Source organism: Croceitalea dokdonensis DOKDO 023 (assembly GCF_001306415.1).
Classification (GTDB): Bacteria; Bacteroidota; Bacteroidia; order Flavobacteriales; family Flavobacteriaceae; genus Croceitalea; species Croceitalea dokdonensis.
The window spans coordinates 713,656-732,381 of sequence record NZ_LDJX01000002.1 but is presented as its reverse complement, the minus strand read 5'-3'; the positions used below and the strand labels follow the sequence as shown (position 1 = coordinate 732,381).

Genomic DNA, 18,726 nt, shown 5'->3' with positions numbered 1-18,726 from the left:
GTTTGTACGAATAAAAAAGCCCTGAACACAGGGCGTAAGGTTATGGTAACTCAATATTAAATTGCGTCAATGTCTTAAATTGATGCAGTCTTTTTTCAATTTCTTGTTGGCTAACCGTTTGCATGCGCTCGGTCCCAAACTTTTCTACACAGAACGATGCCAGATTGGACCCATGTATCACGGCATTCTTCATATTTTCAAAAGAAATATGTGCCGTTGCTGCCAAATATCCCGCAAAGCCACCTGCAAAGGTGTCCCCCGCACCGGTTGGGTCAAACACCTCTTCCAATGGAAGTGCAGGGGCAAAGAAAATATGCTTGTCATGAAACAGCAATGCACCATGCTCCCCTTTTTTGATGACCACATATTTAGGCCCCATACGGTGTATTTTTTCAGCAGCTTTTACCAAGGAATACTCATTGGTGAGCTGCCGCGCCTCTTCATCATTTATGGTAATGACATCAATTTCCTTGATGACGGTCAGTAATTCTTCCAGGCTGTTATCCATCCAAAAGTTCATGGTGTCCAAAATGATGAGCTTTGGTCGTTTTTTCATTTGATGGATAACACTAAGTTGAATGCCAGGATGTAAATTACCCAACATCACAATTTCTGCGTCTGCATAGGCATCTGGCACTTTAGGATTAAAGTCTGCCAAAGTATTTAGCTCGGTTACCAAGGTGTCCCTGGTATTCATATCGTTGTGGTACCTGCCACTCCAGAAAAAGGTTTTTCCGCCCTTAACGATTTCTACCCCGTCTATATTGATGTTTTTATTGGTCAATATATCTAGGTACGCCTGCGGAAAATCATCACCTACCACAGAAACCAGACCAAGGTCCACCTCAAATTTAGACGCCGCCAAACCAATAAAGGTGCCAGCACCGCCCAATATTTTGTCCGTTTTGCCAAAAGGGGATTCAATAGCGTCAAAAGCTACTGTGCCAACGATAAGAAGTTTACCCATCACCTAATTTTGCTGCAAATATACTTTTATTTACCCAACTATTTTCTCCCAAAGTCCGCTGGAATTTCACCCCATGCCTTGGTCTCCCACTTAACGATTGGGGTATTAAAACGGTTGGATTTTAGCCACTTCTCCGCTCTTTGGATCAAATCAAAAACATCCTTGTTATTGGCGTTTGGCTGTAGTTTGGTCTTACATTTTTTTTTGTGTACCCAGCCAATGGCAATCCTGGAATCTGAATAAATGATTCGATCGCTTTTGTGCTGTTTTAAAAAAGCAAGACCATGAACCAGCGCCAAAAATTCCCCAATATTATTAGTACCTTCTTTAAAGGGGCCTTGTTTAAAAAGTTTTTTTTTGGTTTTGGTGTCCACTCCCTGATATTCCATGACCCCCGGGTTGCCACTTGAGGCTGCGTCAACGGCAATGCTGTGCATATTGGGTTCCCCAATTTTCAATAATTCTTCTGGTGTTAGGGTAGGCCTTTCCTTTGTTTTGCCCTTAAATTCCAAATAATTGCTGTTGAAAGCCTTTTTTGCCTCTTTGAATGTGGCAAAAGATTTGTACTCCGCTCCTTTAAATCCCTCTATTTGCGCTTTGCAATCATCCCAAGTTTCAAAAATGCCTGGGTGTTTACCTTTCCAAACCACATAAAATTTTTGCTTCTTACCCATGGGAAACCAATAAGTTATGAATGACTTTAGGAAAATGTGCCTGCTCTAGCTGATGTACTTTTTTGGCAATGTCATCCACACTGTCCGATGGTAAAACCGCTACGTTTTCCTGCTTAATGATCGCTCCTTCATCATAGTGTTCATTAACATAGTGTATGGTAATGCCCGTTTCTGTTTCTGCATGATCTTTTACGGCCTTGTGCACATGGTGCCCGTACATGCCCTTTCCTCCATATTTGGGCAATAGCGCTGGGTGGATGTTAATTATTTGGTTTGGAAACCTATCGATAAAACTTTGAGGGATTTTCCACAAAAAGCCGGCCAATACAATAAGTGCCGGTTCCTGTGAGGCAATAACGTCAAGAACCAAGGTTGAATGGTAAAAAGCCTCCCTGTCAAATACTAATGTAGGTACCTTTAAACGCTGACAGCGTTCCAGGACGCCAGCAGTTTTTTTATTGGTTAAAACGGCAGCTATGGTAATATTGGGATTATGTTTGAAATGGGTGATGATATTCTCGGCGTTGGAACCGGAACCAGAGGCTAAAATGATAATTTTTTTCATGGGATGCTTAGGAATTTTTACACCTTAATCAACGGCAACTAAGATAGGGGCTCTACAGATAAAACCGTTATTTACAGCACATTTTATCGACAAATAGTGTAATTAATCCAAAGTTTTATATTTTTGCCGAGATTAAATTTTAAAAACCGATATTATTATGTCAGACATTGCATCAAGAGTTAAAGCTATCATCGTTGATAAATTAGGTGTAGATGAAAATGAAGTTGTTTCTGAAGCCAGTTTTACCAACGATTTAGGTGCAGATTCACTGGACACTGTAGAACTCATCATGGAGTTCGAGAAAGAATTTGATATTCAAATTCCTGATGACCAAGCAGAAAATATTGCTACTGTAGGTCAGGCAATCAGCTATATAGAAGAAGCAAAGTAATTTTATGTTATCTTAGGAAAGATTATTAATTATCCATGTGGTAAGCGCTCCGCATGGATAATTTTTTTTAAATTCATTGGGTAAACCACTTTGGCAAATGCCCGTAAAGTATTTAAGACGATTACAACCTGGGTGTTGTAAAGGATTAAATCTCGAATTTTTTTTTGAGCAAGTAGGTTAAAATAGGAATTCTATGCAATTAAAACGTGTTGTCGTAACTGGTCTAGGCGCTTTAACACCTATAGGGAACAATTTACAATCCTATTGGGAGGGCCTTAAAAACGGTAAAAGTGGTTCTGCCCCAATTACATACTACGATACTGATAAGTTCAAGACCAAATTTGCCTGCGAACTTAAGGATTTTGACCCCCTTAATTTTTTTGATAGGAAAGAAGCAAGAAAATTAGATCGTTTTGCACAGTATGCGCTGGTATCTTCTGATGAAGCCATTGCAGATTCCGGGCTAGACTTGGACAAAGTGGACAAATTTAAAGTAGGCGTTGTATGGGGAGCAGGTATTGGCGGTTTGGAAACTTTTCAAAATGAGGTGATGAACTTTGCCGCTGGTGACGGGACACCACGCTTTAACCCTTTCTTTATTCCTAAGATGATCGCCGATATTGCGCCGGGAAATATTTCTATTAAACATGGTTTTATGGGTCCCAATTATACCACGGTTTCTGCCTGTGCATCCTCTGCCAATGCCATGATAGATGCTTTGAACTATATTCGTTTGGGACACTGTAACGTTGTGGTTACCGGTGGTAGTGAGGCAGCGGTTACCATAGCAGGTATGGGTGGGTTCAATGCCATGCACGCACTGTCTACCAGAAATGAAAGCCCGGAGACGGCCTCCAGACCCTTTGATGCCACCCGAGATGGTTTTGTTTTGGGGGAAGGTGCGGGAGCCTTGATATTGGAAGAGTATGATCATGCAAAGGCCAGGGGCGCAAAGATATATGCAGAAGTGGTTGGTGGCGGTCTCTCCAGTGACGCCTATCACATGACGGCACCACACCCGGAAGGCATCGGTGTGGTTAAGGTGATGGAAAACTGCTTGGAAAATGCAGGATTAAAACCGGAAGACGTAGATGCGATCAATACCCATGGAACGTCTACCCCCCTGGGAGATGTTGCGGAATTAAAGGCCATCTCCAAGGTTTTTGGGGACCACGCCCCCAATATCAATATCAATTCAACAAAATCAATGACCGGCCATTTATTGGGCGCAGCTGGTGCCATAGAGGCCATAGCCTCTATTTTGGCCATGCAGCACAGTCTGGTTCCGCCAACTATTAACCATACCACGGTAGATGAAAACATTGATCCGTCATTGAACCTTACCTTGAACAAGGCCCAAGCAAGAGAGGTCAATGTAGCGATGAGTAATACCTTTGGGTTTGGCGGACATAATGCCTGTGTAGTCTTTAAAAAAATAAACTAGAAACGGGCGTAAATGAAATTCTCTCCTAAAATATTTAATTCCCATCCGAAATCGGATGGGGATTTTTTTTTGGGAATGAAATCAATTTTGGGGTTTAAGCCAAAAGACCTTAAAGTGTATAAAAAGGCATTCTTGCACCGTTCCGTCAATAAGCGGGATACGGAGGGCAATCCCATGAATTATGAGCGCTTAGAGTTCCTGGGTGACGCCATGTTGGGTACCATCATCTCAAAGCATCTTTACAAAGCGGTACCAGCGGGGGATGAGGGCTACCTAACCAAAATGCGTTCTAAAATTGTAAGCAGAAAGCATCTAAACGCCCTTGGTAAAGACTTAGATTTGCTAAAACATGTAGAAAGCAGAATTCCTAAATCCCATTTTGGCGAAAACATCCACGGCAATGTTTTTGAAGCTTTGGTCGGTGCCATTTATCTGGATAGGGGTTATAAGTATTGCGAAAAATTTATCCATGAAAAAGTAATAGAGCCATACGTGGATATTGAACAGTTGGAAGGTAAGGTAATCAGTTACAAAAGCTTGGTCATAGAGTGGTGCCAAAAGCAAAAAAAGACCTTTTGCTATGATGTTTATGAAGACACCGGCAACGATGCCCTAAAACACTTTGCGGTAAAGCTGACTATTGGTGAGCGTATCTTGGCAAAGGCACGGGCAACGTCCAAGAAGAAAGCGGAAGAAAAGGCTTCCAAACGAGCCTATTTTGCATTGCAACGCCACATGGAAGACTCTTAAATCAGGGTTGAGGAAAAACTACAACGTTTTCGTGAAGGATAAAAACGCTAATCCAAGTAATTAGCTAGGCTAATTTGGGGATTACAATTATATTTACAATTCGCAAAATTTGATGGTAACAACGCATAAAATAGCCGTATCGCTTTACGACCATGATTTCATGCTTGTGGCAATTCGTTGTAATCTCAAGGGTTATAGCTTGGCATACCATATAAATAAAGCGGCAGGCTTGCGGTTAACAAGGGCGGAAATGGATTTATCGTTCAATGGGTTGGATTTCCCAATTTTTGAGTGGAATGATACGTTGTACGATAGGTACTATGCGCTGGTAGCCAATGTTGCCAAAAAGGAACAGACATTACAGCCAACAGACCTGTTTTCAGAAGTTTCCGGGGAACGCACCCATTATCTGGTGAAGGAAAGAAAGCTTTTTGATTATTTTTTAAAGATAGAATCGGAAGACCAAAGTGTGCTTCCTACCTTGGTAGCCGCATTAAATTCCATTGACAAAGTAGCTACCGCACAGCAGATGGAAGCCAATAGTTTAAAGTCAAAAAAAAATTTAATTTTCTAATATGCCAACGAAGAAGAAGACGAAAATTGTAGCCACCCTAGGGCCGGCCACAAGTAAGAAAGAAGTATTAAGAAAAATGATGTTGGCCGGGGTAGATGTATTCAGGATCAACTTTTCCCATGCCAGTTATGATGATGTTGCAGAGCGCATTGGGTTAATACGTGAACTCAACAATGAGTTGGATGTAAACACCGCCATCCTAGCTGATCTTCAAGGACCTAAATTACGCGTTGGTGTTATGGGTGGTGAGGTGGTAGTTGCACCAGGTGATGAAATAACCTTTGCAACGGGCAAACCTTTTGAGGGTAGCGCAGAACGGGTTTACATGAACTACGAACAATTTCCTAGGGATGTAAAGGCTGGCGAGCGTATTCTATTGGATGATGGAAAGCTAATGTTTGAGGTTGTGGAGACCAATGGGGAGAACGAAGTCAGGGCCAAGGTGATACAAGGAGGGCCCTTAAAGTCAAAAAAAGGGGTAAACCTGCCAAATACCAATATTTCCTTACCGGCCTTAACGGAAAAGGACATTGAGGATGCCATTTTTGCCATTGGTCAGGATGTGGACTGGATTGCCTTGTCTTTTGTGCGTTTTAGCCAAGACTTAATAGACCTACAAAACCTGATAAAGGAACACTCAGAGCACAAAATTCCCATCATTGCAAAGATTGAGAAACCGGAGGCCGTAGAGAATATTGATAAGATTGTTGCCTATTGTGATGGACTAATGGTGGCTAGGGGCGACTTGGGTGTTGAGGTGCCTGCCCAAGAGGTTCCCTTGATACAGAAGCAACTGGTACTTAGGGCAAAAAAAGCAAGGATACCCGTAATCATCGCAACCCAAATGATGGAAACGATGATTACCAGTCTTACCCCAACCAGGGCAGAGGTAAATGATGTGGCCAACTCCGTGATGGATGGTGCGGATGCCGTGATGCTTTCCGGTGAAACATCCGTAGGAAACTACCCTGTAGAGGTGATTGAAAAAATGACCAGTATTCTAAGTAGTGTTGAAGGTTCTACCTTAATTAACGTACCGCAAACACCACCCCACATTAAAACAAAGAGATATATCACAAAATCCGTTTGTTATCATGCCGCTTTAATGGCCAATGAAATTCAGGCAAAAGCAATATCCACCCTAACCAACAGTGGTTACACGGCTTTTCAAATTTCTGCTTGGAGGCCTAGTGCCCATATCTTGGTGTTCACATCAAACAAACGTATCCTTACACAATTAAACTTACTTTGGGGGGTAAAGGCCTTTTATTACGATCGCTACGTTTCCACGGATGAGACCATAGATGATGTAAACCAAATAGCCTGTAAGAAAGGATTTCTTGATGTGGGGGATATGTTAATTAGTTTGGCAGCCATGCCCATAAAAGAGAAGGGAATGGTGAACACACTTAGGGTAACGGAAATAGAAACCTGTAATTTTTAAGATTAGGCAACTTCCCGCTCAAAAGCAATAAAATTGACTACCTTACCCTTTCTATTGTAGATAGGAGTACCTTTTATCCAACAATTATAGGTAGAGCCATCCTTTCTGTAATTCAAAATCGTGGCCTCAAAGGACTCAAGCTCTCTCACTGCTTTAGAGATTCTCTGGGCGGTGTGTTTACAGGTTTTTTCACCTTGGAATATCTTAGGCTTTTGACCCACAATTTCCTCTGGTCTGTACCCATTCATATCATATATATTTTGGGTAGCATGAACAATATTTAACTTGGCATCGGTCACTACAATAATATGCTTCTTTTTTAACACTTCCTTTTCAAAGGGAACCACTGTTTGCCAGGCCTGCTCATGTGAAATACCCTTTAATATATTAATATCTTGTAGGCTTTCACACACCTTGGAAAAGAATTTTGAAAATACGTCCCAGCCCGCCAAAGGCAACTCCGTTATATTTAAATTGGCATAAAATTTATTAGCCGCTTTGTCGTAATGCTTCATTTCTTCCATGTTCAATACTATGAAAAGAAAACATGGTACTGAAATTTATAACAAGCCTTAACATTTCTGTTGAAAAGTTTTTGACAAAATCATGACTTATCTCCTGTAAGAATAAACAGAATAAACCAACCAATACAGGGAAAATGGAATATTTTTGGGTATGAGATTCAAGTTTTACGACGCTACATTAGGTTCGCTTTTTGGTATTTCGGATAATTTTAAAGAGGACGAGGAACACTTTCCCTTGGTTGATTCCACAATTAAATTTTTATGGAACAGGAACAAGGCCCCCTTGGACATAGTTATTGACAACGTGCACGCCTCCTTGCTTCCCAATCAAATTATAACAACCACTTATTTACAGCACGTTTCTTTTAAAAGCACAAATTTGCCCATCACCGCAATTTTATTTAACAGGGAATTTTATTGTATCGTTGACCATGATAGTGAGGTATCCTGTAATGGTATCCTTTTTTTTGGCACCCAGCATCTTCCGGTCGTAAGCTTACAGGATAAGAACTTACAAAGATTTAACCTGTTGTATGATATTTTTTTAGAGGAATTTGGGACACCTGATACCATACAGGGAGATATGCTACAAATGTTGCTGAAGCGATTTATTATCCTTGCCACCCGTTTGGCCAAAGAGCAGCTAGAGGTAAAAAAGTTGGACAATGCCCAAATAGAGGTCATACGTAAGTTCAATTATTTAGTGGATATGCACTATAAAGAAAAACGAAAAGTGGCTGATTATGCAGAGCTCCTGTTTAAATCACCTAAGACCTTATCCAATCTTTTTGCCATTTATAATCAAAAATCCCCACAAAAAATCATATTGGAGCGTTTGGTACTTGAGGCCAAACGCCTCATACATTTTACGGATAAGCAAAATCAGGAAATTGCTTTTGAACTTGGGTTTAATGACCCTGCCCATTTTAGTCGTTTTTTTAAAAAAATGACCACCAAATCACCCTCCCAGTACCGAGAATCCATTTAAAAACGTACGTTAGGGAAATATCTGCAAGTAGTCGGGAAGTAAGGCCTAACACCTGCGAGAACTATTGTGCCATTTTTGCTGTGTAATTAAAAACAATACCACATGAACATAGCAGAAAAATCAATTTTCAACCTTATTGAAATCTTTAGGGGTCCTTATCATACAGACCTTAAAATCTTCTCCGCAACACAACATTGTGAACAGAAGCACCATCATGATTTTTATTGTGATGCAGAGAAACCGTTTATCACAAATTCATAATTAATTAAAATAAGTAAGACATGAGCACAATTAACGTACCCAAAAGAGAAGAAGTAAGCAGCAACAACCAAGCAATTTTTGATACCCTAGAGAATGCCGTTGGGTTTGTACCTAACCTATATGCCACTTATGCACATTCAGAGAACGCACTTGGTAATTATCTTAATCTTGCCAATGCCAAAACCTCGTTGAGCGCCAAGCAAAAAGAGGTGGTCAACCTGGCCGTGAGCGAGGTTAACCAATGTATTTACTGTTTATCTGCCCATACGGCCATAGGCAAGATGAATGGGTTTAATGACCAACAGATAGTGGAGCTAAGAGCTGGTGGGGCTTCATTTGACAGCAAACTGGACGCATTGGCCAAACTTGCAAAGAATATTACGGAGAAACGCGGTAAAACCGATGCGGCGGTTTTGGAAAATTTCTTTGCCCAAGGATGGACTAAGGAAAACCTTGTGGACACCATTGTTCTAGTTGGGGATAAGACCATCTCTAACTATTTGCACCGGACTACGGACGTACCCGTGGATTTTCCGGTAGTACAACCATTAGAAAACGCTATTGTATAACCCATAATGTAATAATACATAACAACAGAAATCATGAAAAAAGTAATCACATTAATTGCAATGACATTAACAACGGTGCTTTACACCAATGCACAAACGATGAAGAAAGACGCCATGATGGCTGCCGCTGACCAGGTTAACATAATTTCCTTGGAACAAACTGCCGGGGAGTTTACCCAAAAGTCCGTCACGGTAAATGCGGGCACCTATATTTTTGAGGTTGCCAATAACGGGGTGGATCATAATGTTGGATTTGTTTTGGTCCGCAAAGGGGACGATTTAAGCAAGCCAGAAAACCACATAAAAACCGCTTATGTCACGGCACCAGTGGGAACTGACAAAAGTGAGACTTCCCAACCAACAACCTTAACAAAAGGGGAGTATGTGTATTTTTGTCCGCTTAACCCCACTAGTACCGATAATCTACTTATCGTAAAGTAAGTAGGAGTAGTTCTAAAGGTTTAATTAGCCTGAAAGCACCCTTTTGGGTTGCTTTCAGGTTTTTGTTTTTTCAATGGCATTGCCATACAGGGAAGGTGCAATGCTTCTTGCCAAATGTATGGGCCAATCATCCTTGTGTAAATGGCTTTCCGTAATGGCACTTTCATAGAGCATATATAGGCCACCAGAGATTTTTTCCGTTTCTGCAATGGATAGGTTTTTTAGATTTTCACCAACCACCTCACCTAAAAAGAAAAGCAGTTCTTTTTTCTGTTTTTGAATGAGTGCAACAATTTGAGTATTGTCCTGTGGCAATTCACAAAATGTCTTTATGGCCCAGCATCCAAAAAATTCGTCATTTCTATACATTTCACGCAAATAGTCAAAAATGGCCAGTAGTTGCAAACGTCCCGTGGGTCTTTCTTTTACATACACCTTTAGCCCCTTTATAAAGGTGCTGTGCCTTTGCTCTAAATAGGCAAGGCAAATAGCTTCTTTGGATTTAAAATGATGGTAAAGCGTAGCTTTGGCGATCTCAGCTTTTGCAATAATTTCATTAATGCCCGTAGCATTGTATCCATTGGTGTAAAAGAGCTTGGCCGCTACGTCCAAAATACGTGTTTTAACCTTGGTTTTTGCCATAACCAAATATAGTTAAGACCGGTCTGTCTGCCAAAGATAAAGATGGTTTTCATCTATTTTAAAAATAGTTGGGGCATTAAAAATAATTTGTGAACTTTTAGCGTTTTCTTGGCTGTGCCACGTTGTTTTCAAACGTAGTTTAGCAAAAAGATTCGTGTGATATTAGACTTAATAACAGCCATTCTTTGGAGCCTTTCCCCATTTGGGGAATCTAAGGTGGGCATACCCTATGGGATAGCGCAAGGGGTGAACAGTTATTTGGTTTTTATCACCTGTTTTCTGGCAAATCTCTTGGTCTTTCCCATCATGTTTTTCTTTTTGGACCATGTCAATAAAGGACTGATTAAATGGAGGCCTTATAAAAAAGCGGCAGTTTGGGTAGCCAAAAGGGCCAAACTGGGCACCGGTGACAAAATTAAAAGATTTGGTTTTTTTGGGTTGGCCATTTTTGTTATGATTCCTTTGCCGGGTACCGGTGTTTATGCGGGGAGCATAGCGGCCTACCTTTTTGGGATAGAAAGAAAGAAAGCTTTTATGGCCAATGCGGTTGGCATATTTTTCTCATCATTGATCATTTGGACGGTTACCGTGTCATTAAAAGCCATTTAGTCCTAAAGGTCAAATTTTAACTGCACCAAAACAGGGGCGTCATCTACTAATTTTTTTCTTTTCTCCGTATTGAGATTGGCAAGGGAAATACCTAAAAGGCGCACGGAATTTTCCAGTTCTTGCTGGTACAACAGCTCTTTTGCGGTTTCTAAAATCAATTCTTTACTAGCTACAAAATAGGGTAGGGTCTTGCTTCTGGTATGTAGGGTAAAATCACTGTATTTTATCTTTAAAGTTATCGTTTTGCCTGCCACCTTATTTTTGAGCAGTCTACGTTCCAGTTCATGGGCAATATGCTCCAAGCGTTCCAACATAAAGACCTCACTGCTTAAGTTTTCGCTGAACGTCCGTTCCGCACCCACAGATTTTGGTGTTCGATGTGGTTTTACAGGGCTCAAATGAATACCCCTCACCACATCAAAATAATAACGCCCACTTTTACCAAAATGGGTTTGTAAAAATTCCAAGGATTTGGATTTTAGATCTAGCCCCGTAAAGATGCCCAACTGATACATTTTTTCTGCGGTAACCTTACCTACACCATAAAATTTTCTGATGTCCAATGCTTCCAAGAATGGGATGACCTCTTCTGGGTTTACCGTTTTTTGCCCGTTGGGTTTGTTATAATCGCTTGCAACTTTGGCAATAAATTTATTTATTGATATTCCCGCAGAGGCCGTTAGTCCCGTTTTAACCAGTATTTTTTTGCGTATTTCCTGAGCGATGAGCGTTGCTGATGGATTTCCTTTTTTGTTTTCCGTCACATCTAAATAGGCCTCATCCAGGGATAAGGGTTCCACTAAATCAGTAAACTCAAAAAAAACGTTCCTTACTTGTTGCGAAATTTCCTTGTAACGGTCAAATCGTGGTTTTACAAAAATAAGCTCTGGGCAATTACGCTGTGCAATAATGCCGCTCATGGCACTGCGTACCCCAAATTTTCTGGCTTCGTAGCTTGCAGCGGTAACTACCCCTCTTTTTGAGCCTCCCCCAACGGCCACAGGCTTGCCCCGTAATTCTGGATGGTCATGTTGTTCCACGGACGCATAAAAGGCATCCATGTCTACATGAATTATCTTTCTGAGTGGAAAACTAAAAGGCATATTCAAATTTAGGCTATATTTAGATGGATGGAGCATCTAGAAATTGAACGGAAGTTTTTGGTGACGTCCGAGGCCTATAAACTGGACGCTACCGCTAAAACTAGAATTGTACAAGGGTTTTTAAACACCCACCCCGACCGTACCGTACGGGTAAGGATAAAGGCTGATAAAGGATACCTTACCATTAAAGGAAAGGGGAATGCCTCTGGAACCACACGTTTTGAGTGGGAGAAAGAGATTTCCTTGGCAGAGGCGACCCATTTGATGGATCTATGCGAACCTGGAATTTTGGAAAAATACCGCTATGCGGTTTGCTTTGGAGGGCATGTTTTTGAGGTGGACGAATTTTTGGGGGATAACAAAGGCTTGGTGATTGCGGAAGTGGAACTCCAACATGAGGATGAACCCTTTGAAAAACCGAGTTGGCTAGGGGCAGAAGTGACCGGACAAATTAAGTATTATAATTCACAATTAAGCCAAACACCTTTTAACCAATGGAACCCCTAAAATCAACAATTTCTAGTATTACGCTTAAAACAATAAAGCCCATCTAAAAGGTTTATTCCTCATTTTTTTTTTTGAAAAACTGAACGGTGTCGTCATGTCATTTTTCAGCATATTTTTCCGGTTGGGAATTGCTTAAACTTTTGCTTTCGGCGACAACATTACTAAAACCTCTTTTTTGAATATTACCAGAATCATGAGTTCCCTTACCTACATCTAAATAGTGTAAGCTTTGGTTCCGTTGCTTAATGGGGTGTAAAATTATCCATAAACAGTTGGTACCCATCACCATCATGGAATTAAACCCTTTCCGTTGTCGCTGATTCCATTTTGTTGGTGGAAAGCCCCATTTTTAAAATCTTTTTTGAAAGGAACTTGAGCAAGGGCACAAAAGTGCCAAGCAATAGTAGAAGTAAACCCACCATTAAAATAGTTGTCCATGAGTTTAGTACGCTACCACTATTTAAAACGGCCAATATCAAAATGGTGGAAAGTGGCAAGGAGAGCGCTAAAATGGCAACGGCATAGTTGCTGTCAAAAGTTTTTGCTTTCTTTTCCAGTTCCCATCCGTCTACTAAAGATAAGTGGGCAAAAGGCCAAAAACTGCAGGCACTCAAACCAAATGAGAGCAGAAGTAGAACGTCATTTTGTACGGATAGGCCAGAGATTAAAACTGTAACAGCTGTAATTAAGAATACGAAACCTGCACGCAATAGCAATAAGGAAAGTATCTGTACAAATTGATGTTTTTTGATTTTTACGGCCATCCCTATAAACAAGAGTACCAATGGCGTCATCATAAGGCTCAATTTGGACAACGTATTGCTTAGAACAAAAGGCAATGACTCCATATGGAATCCTAAAAGTAGGAGAAGCAGGGCCAAACCAATGAAAATATTCACCGGCTCCGTAACCAGGGTTTTGAGCAAGGACATTAATTTAGCCCTACCGCCTGTCTGCTTTTCTTGGTTTCTGGCATAATACCAATGCATGGCCACTAAATAAAGGACAATGAGCACAAAAACCTTATTGCCCAAGTCTGCCATGGCTGCTTTGGCCACGTAGGCCTCCCCCAGAAATTCAAGTACAAATGGAAAGCAGGAAAGCCCAGGCGCCAATGACGGAATTAATAATCTTGCTGTTCTGTATGTAGGGGTGTTTTTGTTTACACCCACCAGCGGGAGTAATAATGGGGTAACCAAAAAAAGGAAAAGGTTCAATGCCAATGCCATTAGAGGCAAAAGCAAAAGACTTATTTCTATTTGGATGCCCAATAAGGCGATAAAAATAGTCGCTGGAAGGGCAAGGTTTAGAATTATTTTTTTGATACCGTTGACTTCTTGCGGAGATTTGAATTTTACTTTCAAAACCATGCCAAGAAGGATGAAAACCAAAAAAACCAACGTCTTTTCAAAGCCTATTTCCATCATCTTATGCAAGGACTTTGGAAAGTGCTGCGGTGAACAACTTCATTTCATCCATGGTGCCCATGCTAACGCGGCACCATTTTTTGCCCATAAACTCAAAGGCACGGACCCCTACTTTTTGGTCTGTCATTTTCTGAAGAAAGTCTTTGCCCTCCATTTCAATGGGGAAAATCATAAAGCTGGTAGCGGAAGGCACGTACGGGATGCCCATTTTGGTCAATTCTTGATATACATATTCACGGCATGCTGCATTTTTTGTTCGGGAACTTTCTAAAAAATCCGTATCGTCCATGGCACCTATGGCAGCAAATACAGAAGGGTAAGAGATACCCATTCCTGCACGGGTAATCTTTTGAAGTTTGTCCAATGTGGTTTCCTGTGCTACCGCGTACCCAACCCTAAGACCTGCCATGCCATGAATTTTAGAGAATGTTCTGGCAATGATGACATCCTTGCCTTCATTGACCAAAGAAACCATACTATGCTTTGCTCCATCTTCCAAGAACCACAGATAGGCTTCATCAACAAACACCGGTACTTTTTCGGACACCCGTGAACAAAAATCCAAGAGTTTTTTGCTGTCCGTAATTGTTCCTGTTGGATTATTGGGATTACAGATATAGACCAATTTGGTGTCGGCATCAATGGCCTGTTCCATGGCATCTAGGTCATGGGACCAATCCTTCTTTAAAGGAACAGGCTTCCATGTACCCCCTGCGGCTTCTGCCACACGAATGAGCGACATATAGGCCGGGTCTGCGGAAACCACGTTTCCGCCGTTCATAAATAGCACCATGGCCGTTTTTTCCAAAAGGTCTGAGGAGCCTGGCCCCATCATGATATTTTTTGATTCCACCCCTTCAAAGTCCGCTATTTTGTCCACAAGCTCAAAAAGTTCTTTCCAAGCATACCTATTGCCACCAGAAGCGGAATTTTTTAGCGCTTTTAATGCCATTGGCGAGGGGCCATAGGGGTTTTCATTGGCATTCAGTTTTGCAGCCAATACCGGGAATTCCCTGAGCCCGTCAATAAGGTACTCTTTAAAAAAAGGACTGTATACTGCATTACCTTGAACATCTAGCATGACGGGCGCAGCCGTACTTTCTGCAAAACTGGCGTAAGGTGCGGCCATCATCCCACCGGCGGTGAGAAGGCCTCTTTTAAGCCAATCCCTTCTGTTTATTTTTGTCGATTCCATAGGAGTTGTTTTTTTGATTTAGCATTAGTTCTAAAATTACAGGGGAGCTCTTTAAAATCCTATGGTAATGCCATAAAAATCAAAGGGTTAAATTAACAATATAACAGATTTAAAGGGCCACTATTAAGGTATTCTAAGCTAAAATGTTAAAACCCTAGCATAATTCTTTGGTTTTTTGAAGTTTTACCAGTTGTTAGCGGAATGGCGCACTTGCGCATCATATGGCAGATAGCCTTGGTGAAGGTGGTGATTGGGCCATCCCCAGAAATTCATTTAAATACGGTAAGGGTCATAAAATAAACATCACCCTCCGTTATGGTCTCCGGCGTTGTACCATTGTATAAAACGGAATCGATAGGGAAGTCAAAACCGCAGCACCCTTTTCTTATATTTTCACCAGATAATGACAGTACCAAAGTATCGGTTTCCGTTGGACTAAGTTGAATTTCATAAGTGTTCAGTCCTACTTTGCCCTGAATTTCAAACGTTATGCGGTCCATGGAAGAGGAACCGGTAAAAAGGAGCTTCCCATTTTTTGTGACCGTAATGTCTTTGGGGTCATAGGTGCCATTGGTAATGAGGTTATTCCCTTCTGGGCCTAACAATTTAATCGTGAAGGACTGAAAAGCGCAATCTACCAGGGCGCAGTCCGTAGCATCGTCTTTATCTTGGCAAGCACCAAGAACCACTAGGATAACTGCAAAAAGAGAACGCCTTGTCATTAGTTTAGGCAATTAATTTAGTTGGCAAAAACACCGTTGAGCTCCAATAACGGAATTTTTATAGCGTTTGCCGTATTCACAGTATTTTTGGCGAATGTAAAGCGCTTTTCATAGAGCTTACCGTCCGCATAGTAAGTGACAAAAAACTCATTGTTTAAACCAAGGACATCCTCGGTGACCATTTCAATCTTTTCATACCCTTTGGCTTTTACCACTCCAAATGCATAGCGCATGGTTGAGGTTTTACGGTCACCATCATACCCTTTGGAAACTACAAGCGCCATTTCAATGGGCGTTGTTCTGTTGTTAATGATATAGGCGTTCCAGCTTTTGTCCAGGTATTCCTTGTTCCATTCTTGGACAATGGCAATATAAACCTCTTTGGCTATGGGAATATCAATGTCCTTTTTCACAGGCTATGGTTTAATAAAACCTAACTTTTCAGTTCTTTGGATACCCAATCAAAACTCTCGTCTACAGATAAAAATACTTGTGACTCTGGGACAAGATCAGGGATAATATCAATATCAACCAATAAATCTTTAGGTTGCTCTTGCAAACCGGTAATTACTACTTTTATGCCGTTAAGCGTTAGATCTAAAATAGCATTTTCCAACGCATAAATTCCCGATTGATCAATATAAGGAACGCGGTCCATTCTTATAAGCAAGACCTTAATTTCTTTTCCCACATTCTTTACCTGTTCCTGAAAGTGTGAGGTAAACCCAAAAAACAAAGGCCCGTACAAATGTTTGATATAGATTTGGTCCTTGAACTTGTCATAGAACTCCGTTTCATCTTCCCATGGTTTTTCACCATCAAAACCGGCCAAGGTACCCACTTGCATTCCCTTTTCTCCAATATCACTGGCACGTTTCATAAAGAGTAATGCGGCCAAGGTAACACCTATACCAACGGCTTGTATCAAACTTCCAAAGGTGGTCCAAAGCAATACAATGATCAATACAATGGCATCTGCCCTAGGCACCACCTTTAAGTGTTTTAATCCTTTAATATCCACAATTTTAAACCCAATAGGAATCAATATTCCCGCTAAAACGGCCAACGGAATATAGGCGGCCAAGCTACTTAGTCCCAACAATACGGCCAAAAGAAAAGTACCGTGCAACGCCCCTGACAATCTAGTACGGCCGCCAGAATTGATATTGACCACGGTACCCTTTGTTGCCCCAGCTCCCGGAATTCCACCAATAAGCGCCGCAGCCATATTGCCTATACCTTGCCCGATCAGCTCGCGATTACTATTGTGTTTGGTCTTGGTCATATTATCCGCAATCACCGAGGTGAGCAAAGAATCTATGGAGCCCAGAACGGCCAATACCATACCATATTCCAATACCAAAAAATAAGCACTACTATCAATACTAAAAAGACCTTCTAGTTGTAAAGAGGGCAATCCTGACGGAATTTCACCAATGATGGGCACGTTCCATCCTATGAAATAGGCAAATATGGAAACTGCTATGAGTGCCACCAACGCACTGGGGACCGCTTTGGTGATTTTTGGAAACAGGTAATAAATCAATACCGTCATTCCTCCTAAAACTAAGGCCTGCCAATTAAAATCAGTAAATAAACGAGGTAAATCTGCCATTACTTTTAAGGTGGATTTGGCTGAATCTAACCCTACGAAAGGGGCAATCTGTAAAATGACGATAATGAGACCTACACCGCTCATAAAGCCAGATATAACCGGGTATGGGAAATATTTGATGTAACCCGCAATATTGATCAGGCCAAAAATTATCTGCAATGCCCCACCGAGCAAAAAGCTTAATAAAATAATTCCCATGGCATCTTGGAGGCTGCCCGCAACTTCAATGGCACTGGCCACCAAAGCGGCGGAAACCACGGTCATTGGCCCTGTTGGCCCGCTTGCCTGTGTGGTGGTGCCACCAAAAATTGCGGCCAGAATACCCACCGCAATGGCGCCATACAGCCCCGCAATTGCGCCCAAACCAGATTGTACCCCAAAGGCAAGGGCCAAAGGCAGTGCAACCACCCCGGCAACAAGGCCACCAGTGATATCACCCTTTAAATATTTAGTATCATAAAAAGCCATAGAAACAAGTTTTAGTTGGTTACTAAAAATTAATGTGCAAGAACCGCAGTGTTTAAAGCAAAGGTAAATTAAGGTGTTTCTTATAGAAAATCTACTTTGCCCGTATCCATATCATAAACACCACCAACGATTTTGATCTCGCCATTATCTTCCATTTCTTTAAGGATAGGACTGTGTTCACGGATTTGTTCCATAGTATTTAAAACGTTGTTGATACACACTAGGTGCACAAACTCAGCGTTTTTTGATGTGCGGTCACCCTCATAGTCACTTGCCTCCACCACAGGGCGAATTTTACTTAGCATGGCGGTAATATTCCCAAGTTTTACATCATCTACGGCTGCTTTTACAGCCCCGCAATGTTCGTGGCCCAAAACCATAATTACTTTGGATCCTGCCACTTTGCAGCCAAATTCCATACTGCCCAACATGTCTTCATTCACAAAATTACCAGCTACGCGCCCAACAAATAAATCCCCAATACCTTTATCAAAAACATCCTCCACGGGAACACGGCTGTCTAAGCAAGAGAGCACCACGGCTTTTGGAAATTGTCCATTGGTCGCTTTTCGGATTTGTTCCGTGTGATCTCTGGCCGTCAAATCATTGGAAATATATCGTTCATTGCCCGCTTTAAGGCTTTCAATAACACTGTCCGGTGTCAATGCCGCCTGCTGCTCTGCGGTGAGAACCGTTTCTATAAGGGGCTTTACTTCTACTGTTGCGTCATTTTCATCAAGGATAATGACTTTTTTTATTTTTTCCATCTGTCTAGTGTTTAATTAAGTGTGTCTAAAGTTAAACACTCCGAGGTGTTTAACAAGAATAAGCCTTGAACGGAATTGT

General features: G+C 41.4%; 23 protein-coding genes. 11 read left to right on the top strand and 12 right to left on the bottom strand.

Annotation, left to right across the window (positions count from 1 at the left end):
* Positions 1–40: 40 nt before the first annotated feature.
* Genes I595_RS06815 through purN form a run of 3 tightly spaced genes read right to left on the bottom strand, consistent with a single transcriptional unit; the run spans position 41 to position 2,206 of the window.
* Entirely contained in the window at positions 41–967 is a 927-nt protein-coding gene (locus I595_RS06815; RefSeq protein WP_054558616.1) for a PfkB family carbohydrate kinase, read from the bottom strand.
* Between the two features lie 38 nt (positions 968–1,005).
* On the bottom strand, positions 1,006–1,641 hold the full coding sequence (locus I595_RS06810) for a ribonuclease H1 domain-containing protein (protein ID WP_054558615.1): 636 nt from the start codon (positions 1,639–1,641) through the stop codon (positions 1,006–1,008).
* A complete protein-coding gene (gene purN, locus I595_RS06805) occupies positions 1,634–2,206 on the bottom strand; it encodes a phosphoribosylglycinamide formyltransferase (RefSeq protein WP_054558614.1) in 573 nt (190 codons plus the stop codon). Before purN ends, I595_RS06810 begins: the two co-directional genes overlap by 8 nt.
* A gap of 157 nt (positions 2,207–2,363) precedes the next feature.
* Between purN and I595_RS06800 the strand changes: the two genes are divergently transcribed.
* From I595_RS06800 to pyk, 5 genes are all read left to right on the top strand, one after another.
* Entirely contained in the window at positions 2,364–2,597 is a 234-nt protein-coding gene (locus I595_RS06800; RefSeq protein WP_047247024.1) for an acyl carrier protein, read from the top strand.
* Between the two features lie 193 nt (positions 2,598–2,790).
* Positions 2,791–4,041, top strand: a complete 1,251-nt coding sequence (gene fabF / locus I595_RS06795; RefSeq protein WP_054558613.1) for a beta-ketoacyl-ACP synthase II — start codon at positions 2,791–2,793, stop codon at positions 4,039–4,041.
* A gap of 12 nt (positions 4,042–4,053) precedes the next feature.
* A complete protein-coding gene (gene rnc / locus I595_RS06790; protein ID WP_054558612.1) occupies positions 4,054–4,791 on the top strand; it encodes a ribonuclease III in 738 nt (245 codons plus the stop codon).
* Positions 4,792–4,903: 112 nt separating this feature from the next.
* A complete protein-coding gene (locus I595_RS06785) occupies positions 4,904–5,365 on the top strand; it encodes an IPExxxVDY family protein (protein ID WP_054558611.1) in 462 nt (153 codons plus the stop codon).
* Between the two features lies 1 nt (position 5,366).
* Positions 5,367–6,809 carry a pyruvate kinase gene (gene pyk / locus I595_RS06780; protein WP_054558610.1) on the top strand — a complete coding sequence of 481 codons (1,443 nt, stop codon included), beginning with the start codon at positions 5,367–5,369 and terminating at the stop codon, positions 6,807–6,809.
* A 2-nt stretch (positions 6,810–6,811) separates the two neighbouring features.
* On the opposite strand, the gene I595_RS06775 is transcribed toward pyk, so the two are convergent.
* On the bottom strand, positions 6,812–7,324 hold the full coding sequence (locus I595_RS06775) for a PAS domain-containing protein (protein WP_172675913.1): 513 nt from the start codon (positions 7,322–7,324) through the stop codon (positions 6,812–6,814).
* 160 nt (positions 7,325–7,484) lie between these two features.
* Here I595_RS06775 and I595_RS06770 point away from each other — a divergent pair, with 160 nt between their 5' ends.
* From I595_RS06770 to I595_RS06760, 4 genes are all read left to right on the top strand, one after another.
* The gene (locus I595_RS06770) at positions 7,485–8,321 is read left to right on the top strand and encodes a helix-turn-helix domain-containing protein (protein ID WP_054558608.1); all 837 of its coding nucleotides are present in this window, start codon (positions 7,485–7,487) and stop codon (positions 8,319–8,321) included.
* A gap of 102 nt (positions 8,322–8,423) precedes the next feature.
* The gene (locus tag I595_RS17340) at positions 8,424–8,582 is read left to right on the top strand and encodes a hypothetical protein (protein WP_157449666.1); all 159 of its coding nucleotides are present in this window, start codon (positions 8,424–8,426) and stop codon (positions 8,580–8,582) included.
* A 20-nt stretch (positions 8,583–8,602) separates the two neighbouring features.
* A complete protein-coding gene (locus I595_RS06765) occupies positions 8,603–9,151 on the top strand; it encodes a carboxymuconolactone decarboxylase family protein (protein ID WP_054558607.1) in 549 nt (182 codons plus the stop codon).
* 33 nt (positions 9,152–9,184) lie between these two features.
* Positions 9,185–9,592 (top strand): plastocyanin/azurin family copper-binding protein, encoded by a 408-nt coding sequence (locus I595_RS06760; RefSeq protein ID WP_054558606.1) that lies wholly within the window; start codon positions 9,185–9,187, stop codon positions 9,590–9,592.
* A 54-nt stretch (positions 9,593–9,646) separates the two neighbouring features.
* Here I595_RS06760 and I595_RS06755 read toward each other — a convergent pair whose 3' ends face one another.
* Positions 9,647–10,234: a TetR/AcrR family transcriptional regulator gene (locus I595_RS06755; RefSeq protein WP_054558605.1), complete on the bottom strand. Its 588-nt coding sequence runs from the start codon at positions 10,232–10,234 to the stop codon at positions 9,647–9,649.
* A gap of 156 nt (positions 10,235–10,390) precedes the next feature.
* Here I595_RS06755 and I595_RS06750 point away from each other — a divergent pair, with 156 nt between their 5' ends.
* Entirely contained in the window at positions 10,391–10,843 is a 453-nt protein-coding gene (locus I595_RS06750) for a COG2426 family protein (protein WP_054558604.1), read from the top strand.
* A 2-nt stretch (positions 10,844–10,845) separates the two neighbouring features.
* Here the strand turns inward: I595_RS06750 and dinB are convergent, their stop codons facing one another.
* Positions 10,846–11,946: a DNA polymerase IV gene (gene dinB / locus I595_RS06745; protein ID WP_054558603.1), complete on the bottom strand. Its 1,101-nt coding sequence runs from the start codon at positions 11,944–11,946 to the stop codon at positions 10,846–10,848.
* A 27-nt stretch (positions 11,947–11,973) separates the two neighbouring features.
* On the opposite strand from dinB, the gene I595_RS06740 reads away from it, so the two are divergent.
* A complete protein-coding gene (locus I595_RS06740) occupies positions 11,974–12,453 on the top strand; it encodes a CYTH domain-containing protein (RefSeq protein WP_054558602.1) in 480 nt (159 codons plus the stop codon).
* Positions 12,454–12,749: 296 nt separating this feature from the next.
* Here the strand turns inward: I595_RS06740 and I595_RS06730 are convergent, their stop codons facing one another.
* From I595_RS06730 to I595_RS06705, 6 genes are all read right to left on the bottom strand, one after another.
* The gene (locus I595_RS06730; protein WP_157449665.1) at positions 12,750–13,823 is read right to left on the bottom strand and encodes an AEC family transporter; all 1,074 of its coding nucleotides are present in this window, start codon (positions 13,821–13,823) and stop codon (positions 12,750–12,752) included.
* A gap of 58 nt (positions 13,824–13,881) precedes the next feature.
* Positions 13,882–15,075 carry a pyridoxal phosphate-dependent aminotransferase gene (locus I595_RS06725; protein ID WP_054558600.1) on the bottom strand — a complete coding sequence of 398 codons (1,194 nt, stop codon included), beginning with the start codon at positions 15,073–15,075 and terminating at the stop codon, positions 13,882–13,884.
* 269 nt (positions 15,076–15,344) lie between these two features.
* On the bottom strand, positions 15,345–15,797 hold the full coding sequence (locus I595_RS06720; RefSeq protein WP_054558599.1) for a hypothetical protein: 453 nt from the start codon (positions 15,795–15,797) through the stop codon (positions 15,345–15,347).
* Positions 15,798–15,814: 17 nt separating this feature from the next.
* On the bottom strand, positions 15,815–16,210 hold the full coding sequence (locus I595_RS06715; protein ID WP_054558598.1) for a hypothetical protein: 396 nt from the start codon (positions 16,208–16,210) through the stop codon (positions 15,815–15,817).
* Between the two features lie 20 nt (positions 16,211–16,230).
* Positions 16,231–17,880, bottom strand: a complete 1,650-nt coding sequence (locus tag I595_RS06710; protein WP_054558597.1) for a SulP family inorganic anion transporter — start codon at positions 17,878–17,880, stop codon at positions 16,231–16,233.
* Positions 17,881–17,960: 80 nt separating this feature from the next.
* Positions 17,961–18,647: a carbonic anhydrase family protein gene (locus I595_RS06705; protein WP_054558596.1), complete on the bottom strand. Its 687-nt coding sequence runs from the start codon at positions 18,645–18,647 to the stop codon at positions 17,961–17,963.
* Positions 18,648–18,726 lie beyond the last annotated feature (79 nt).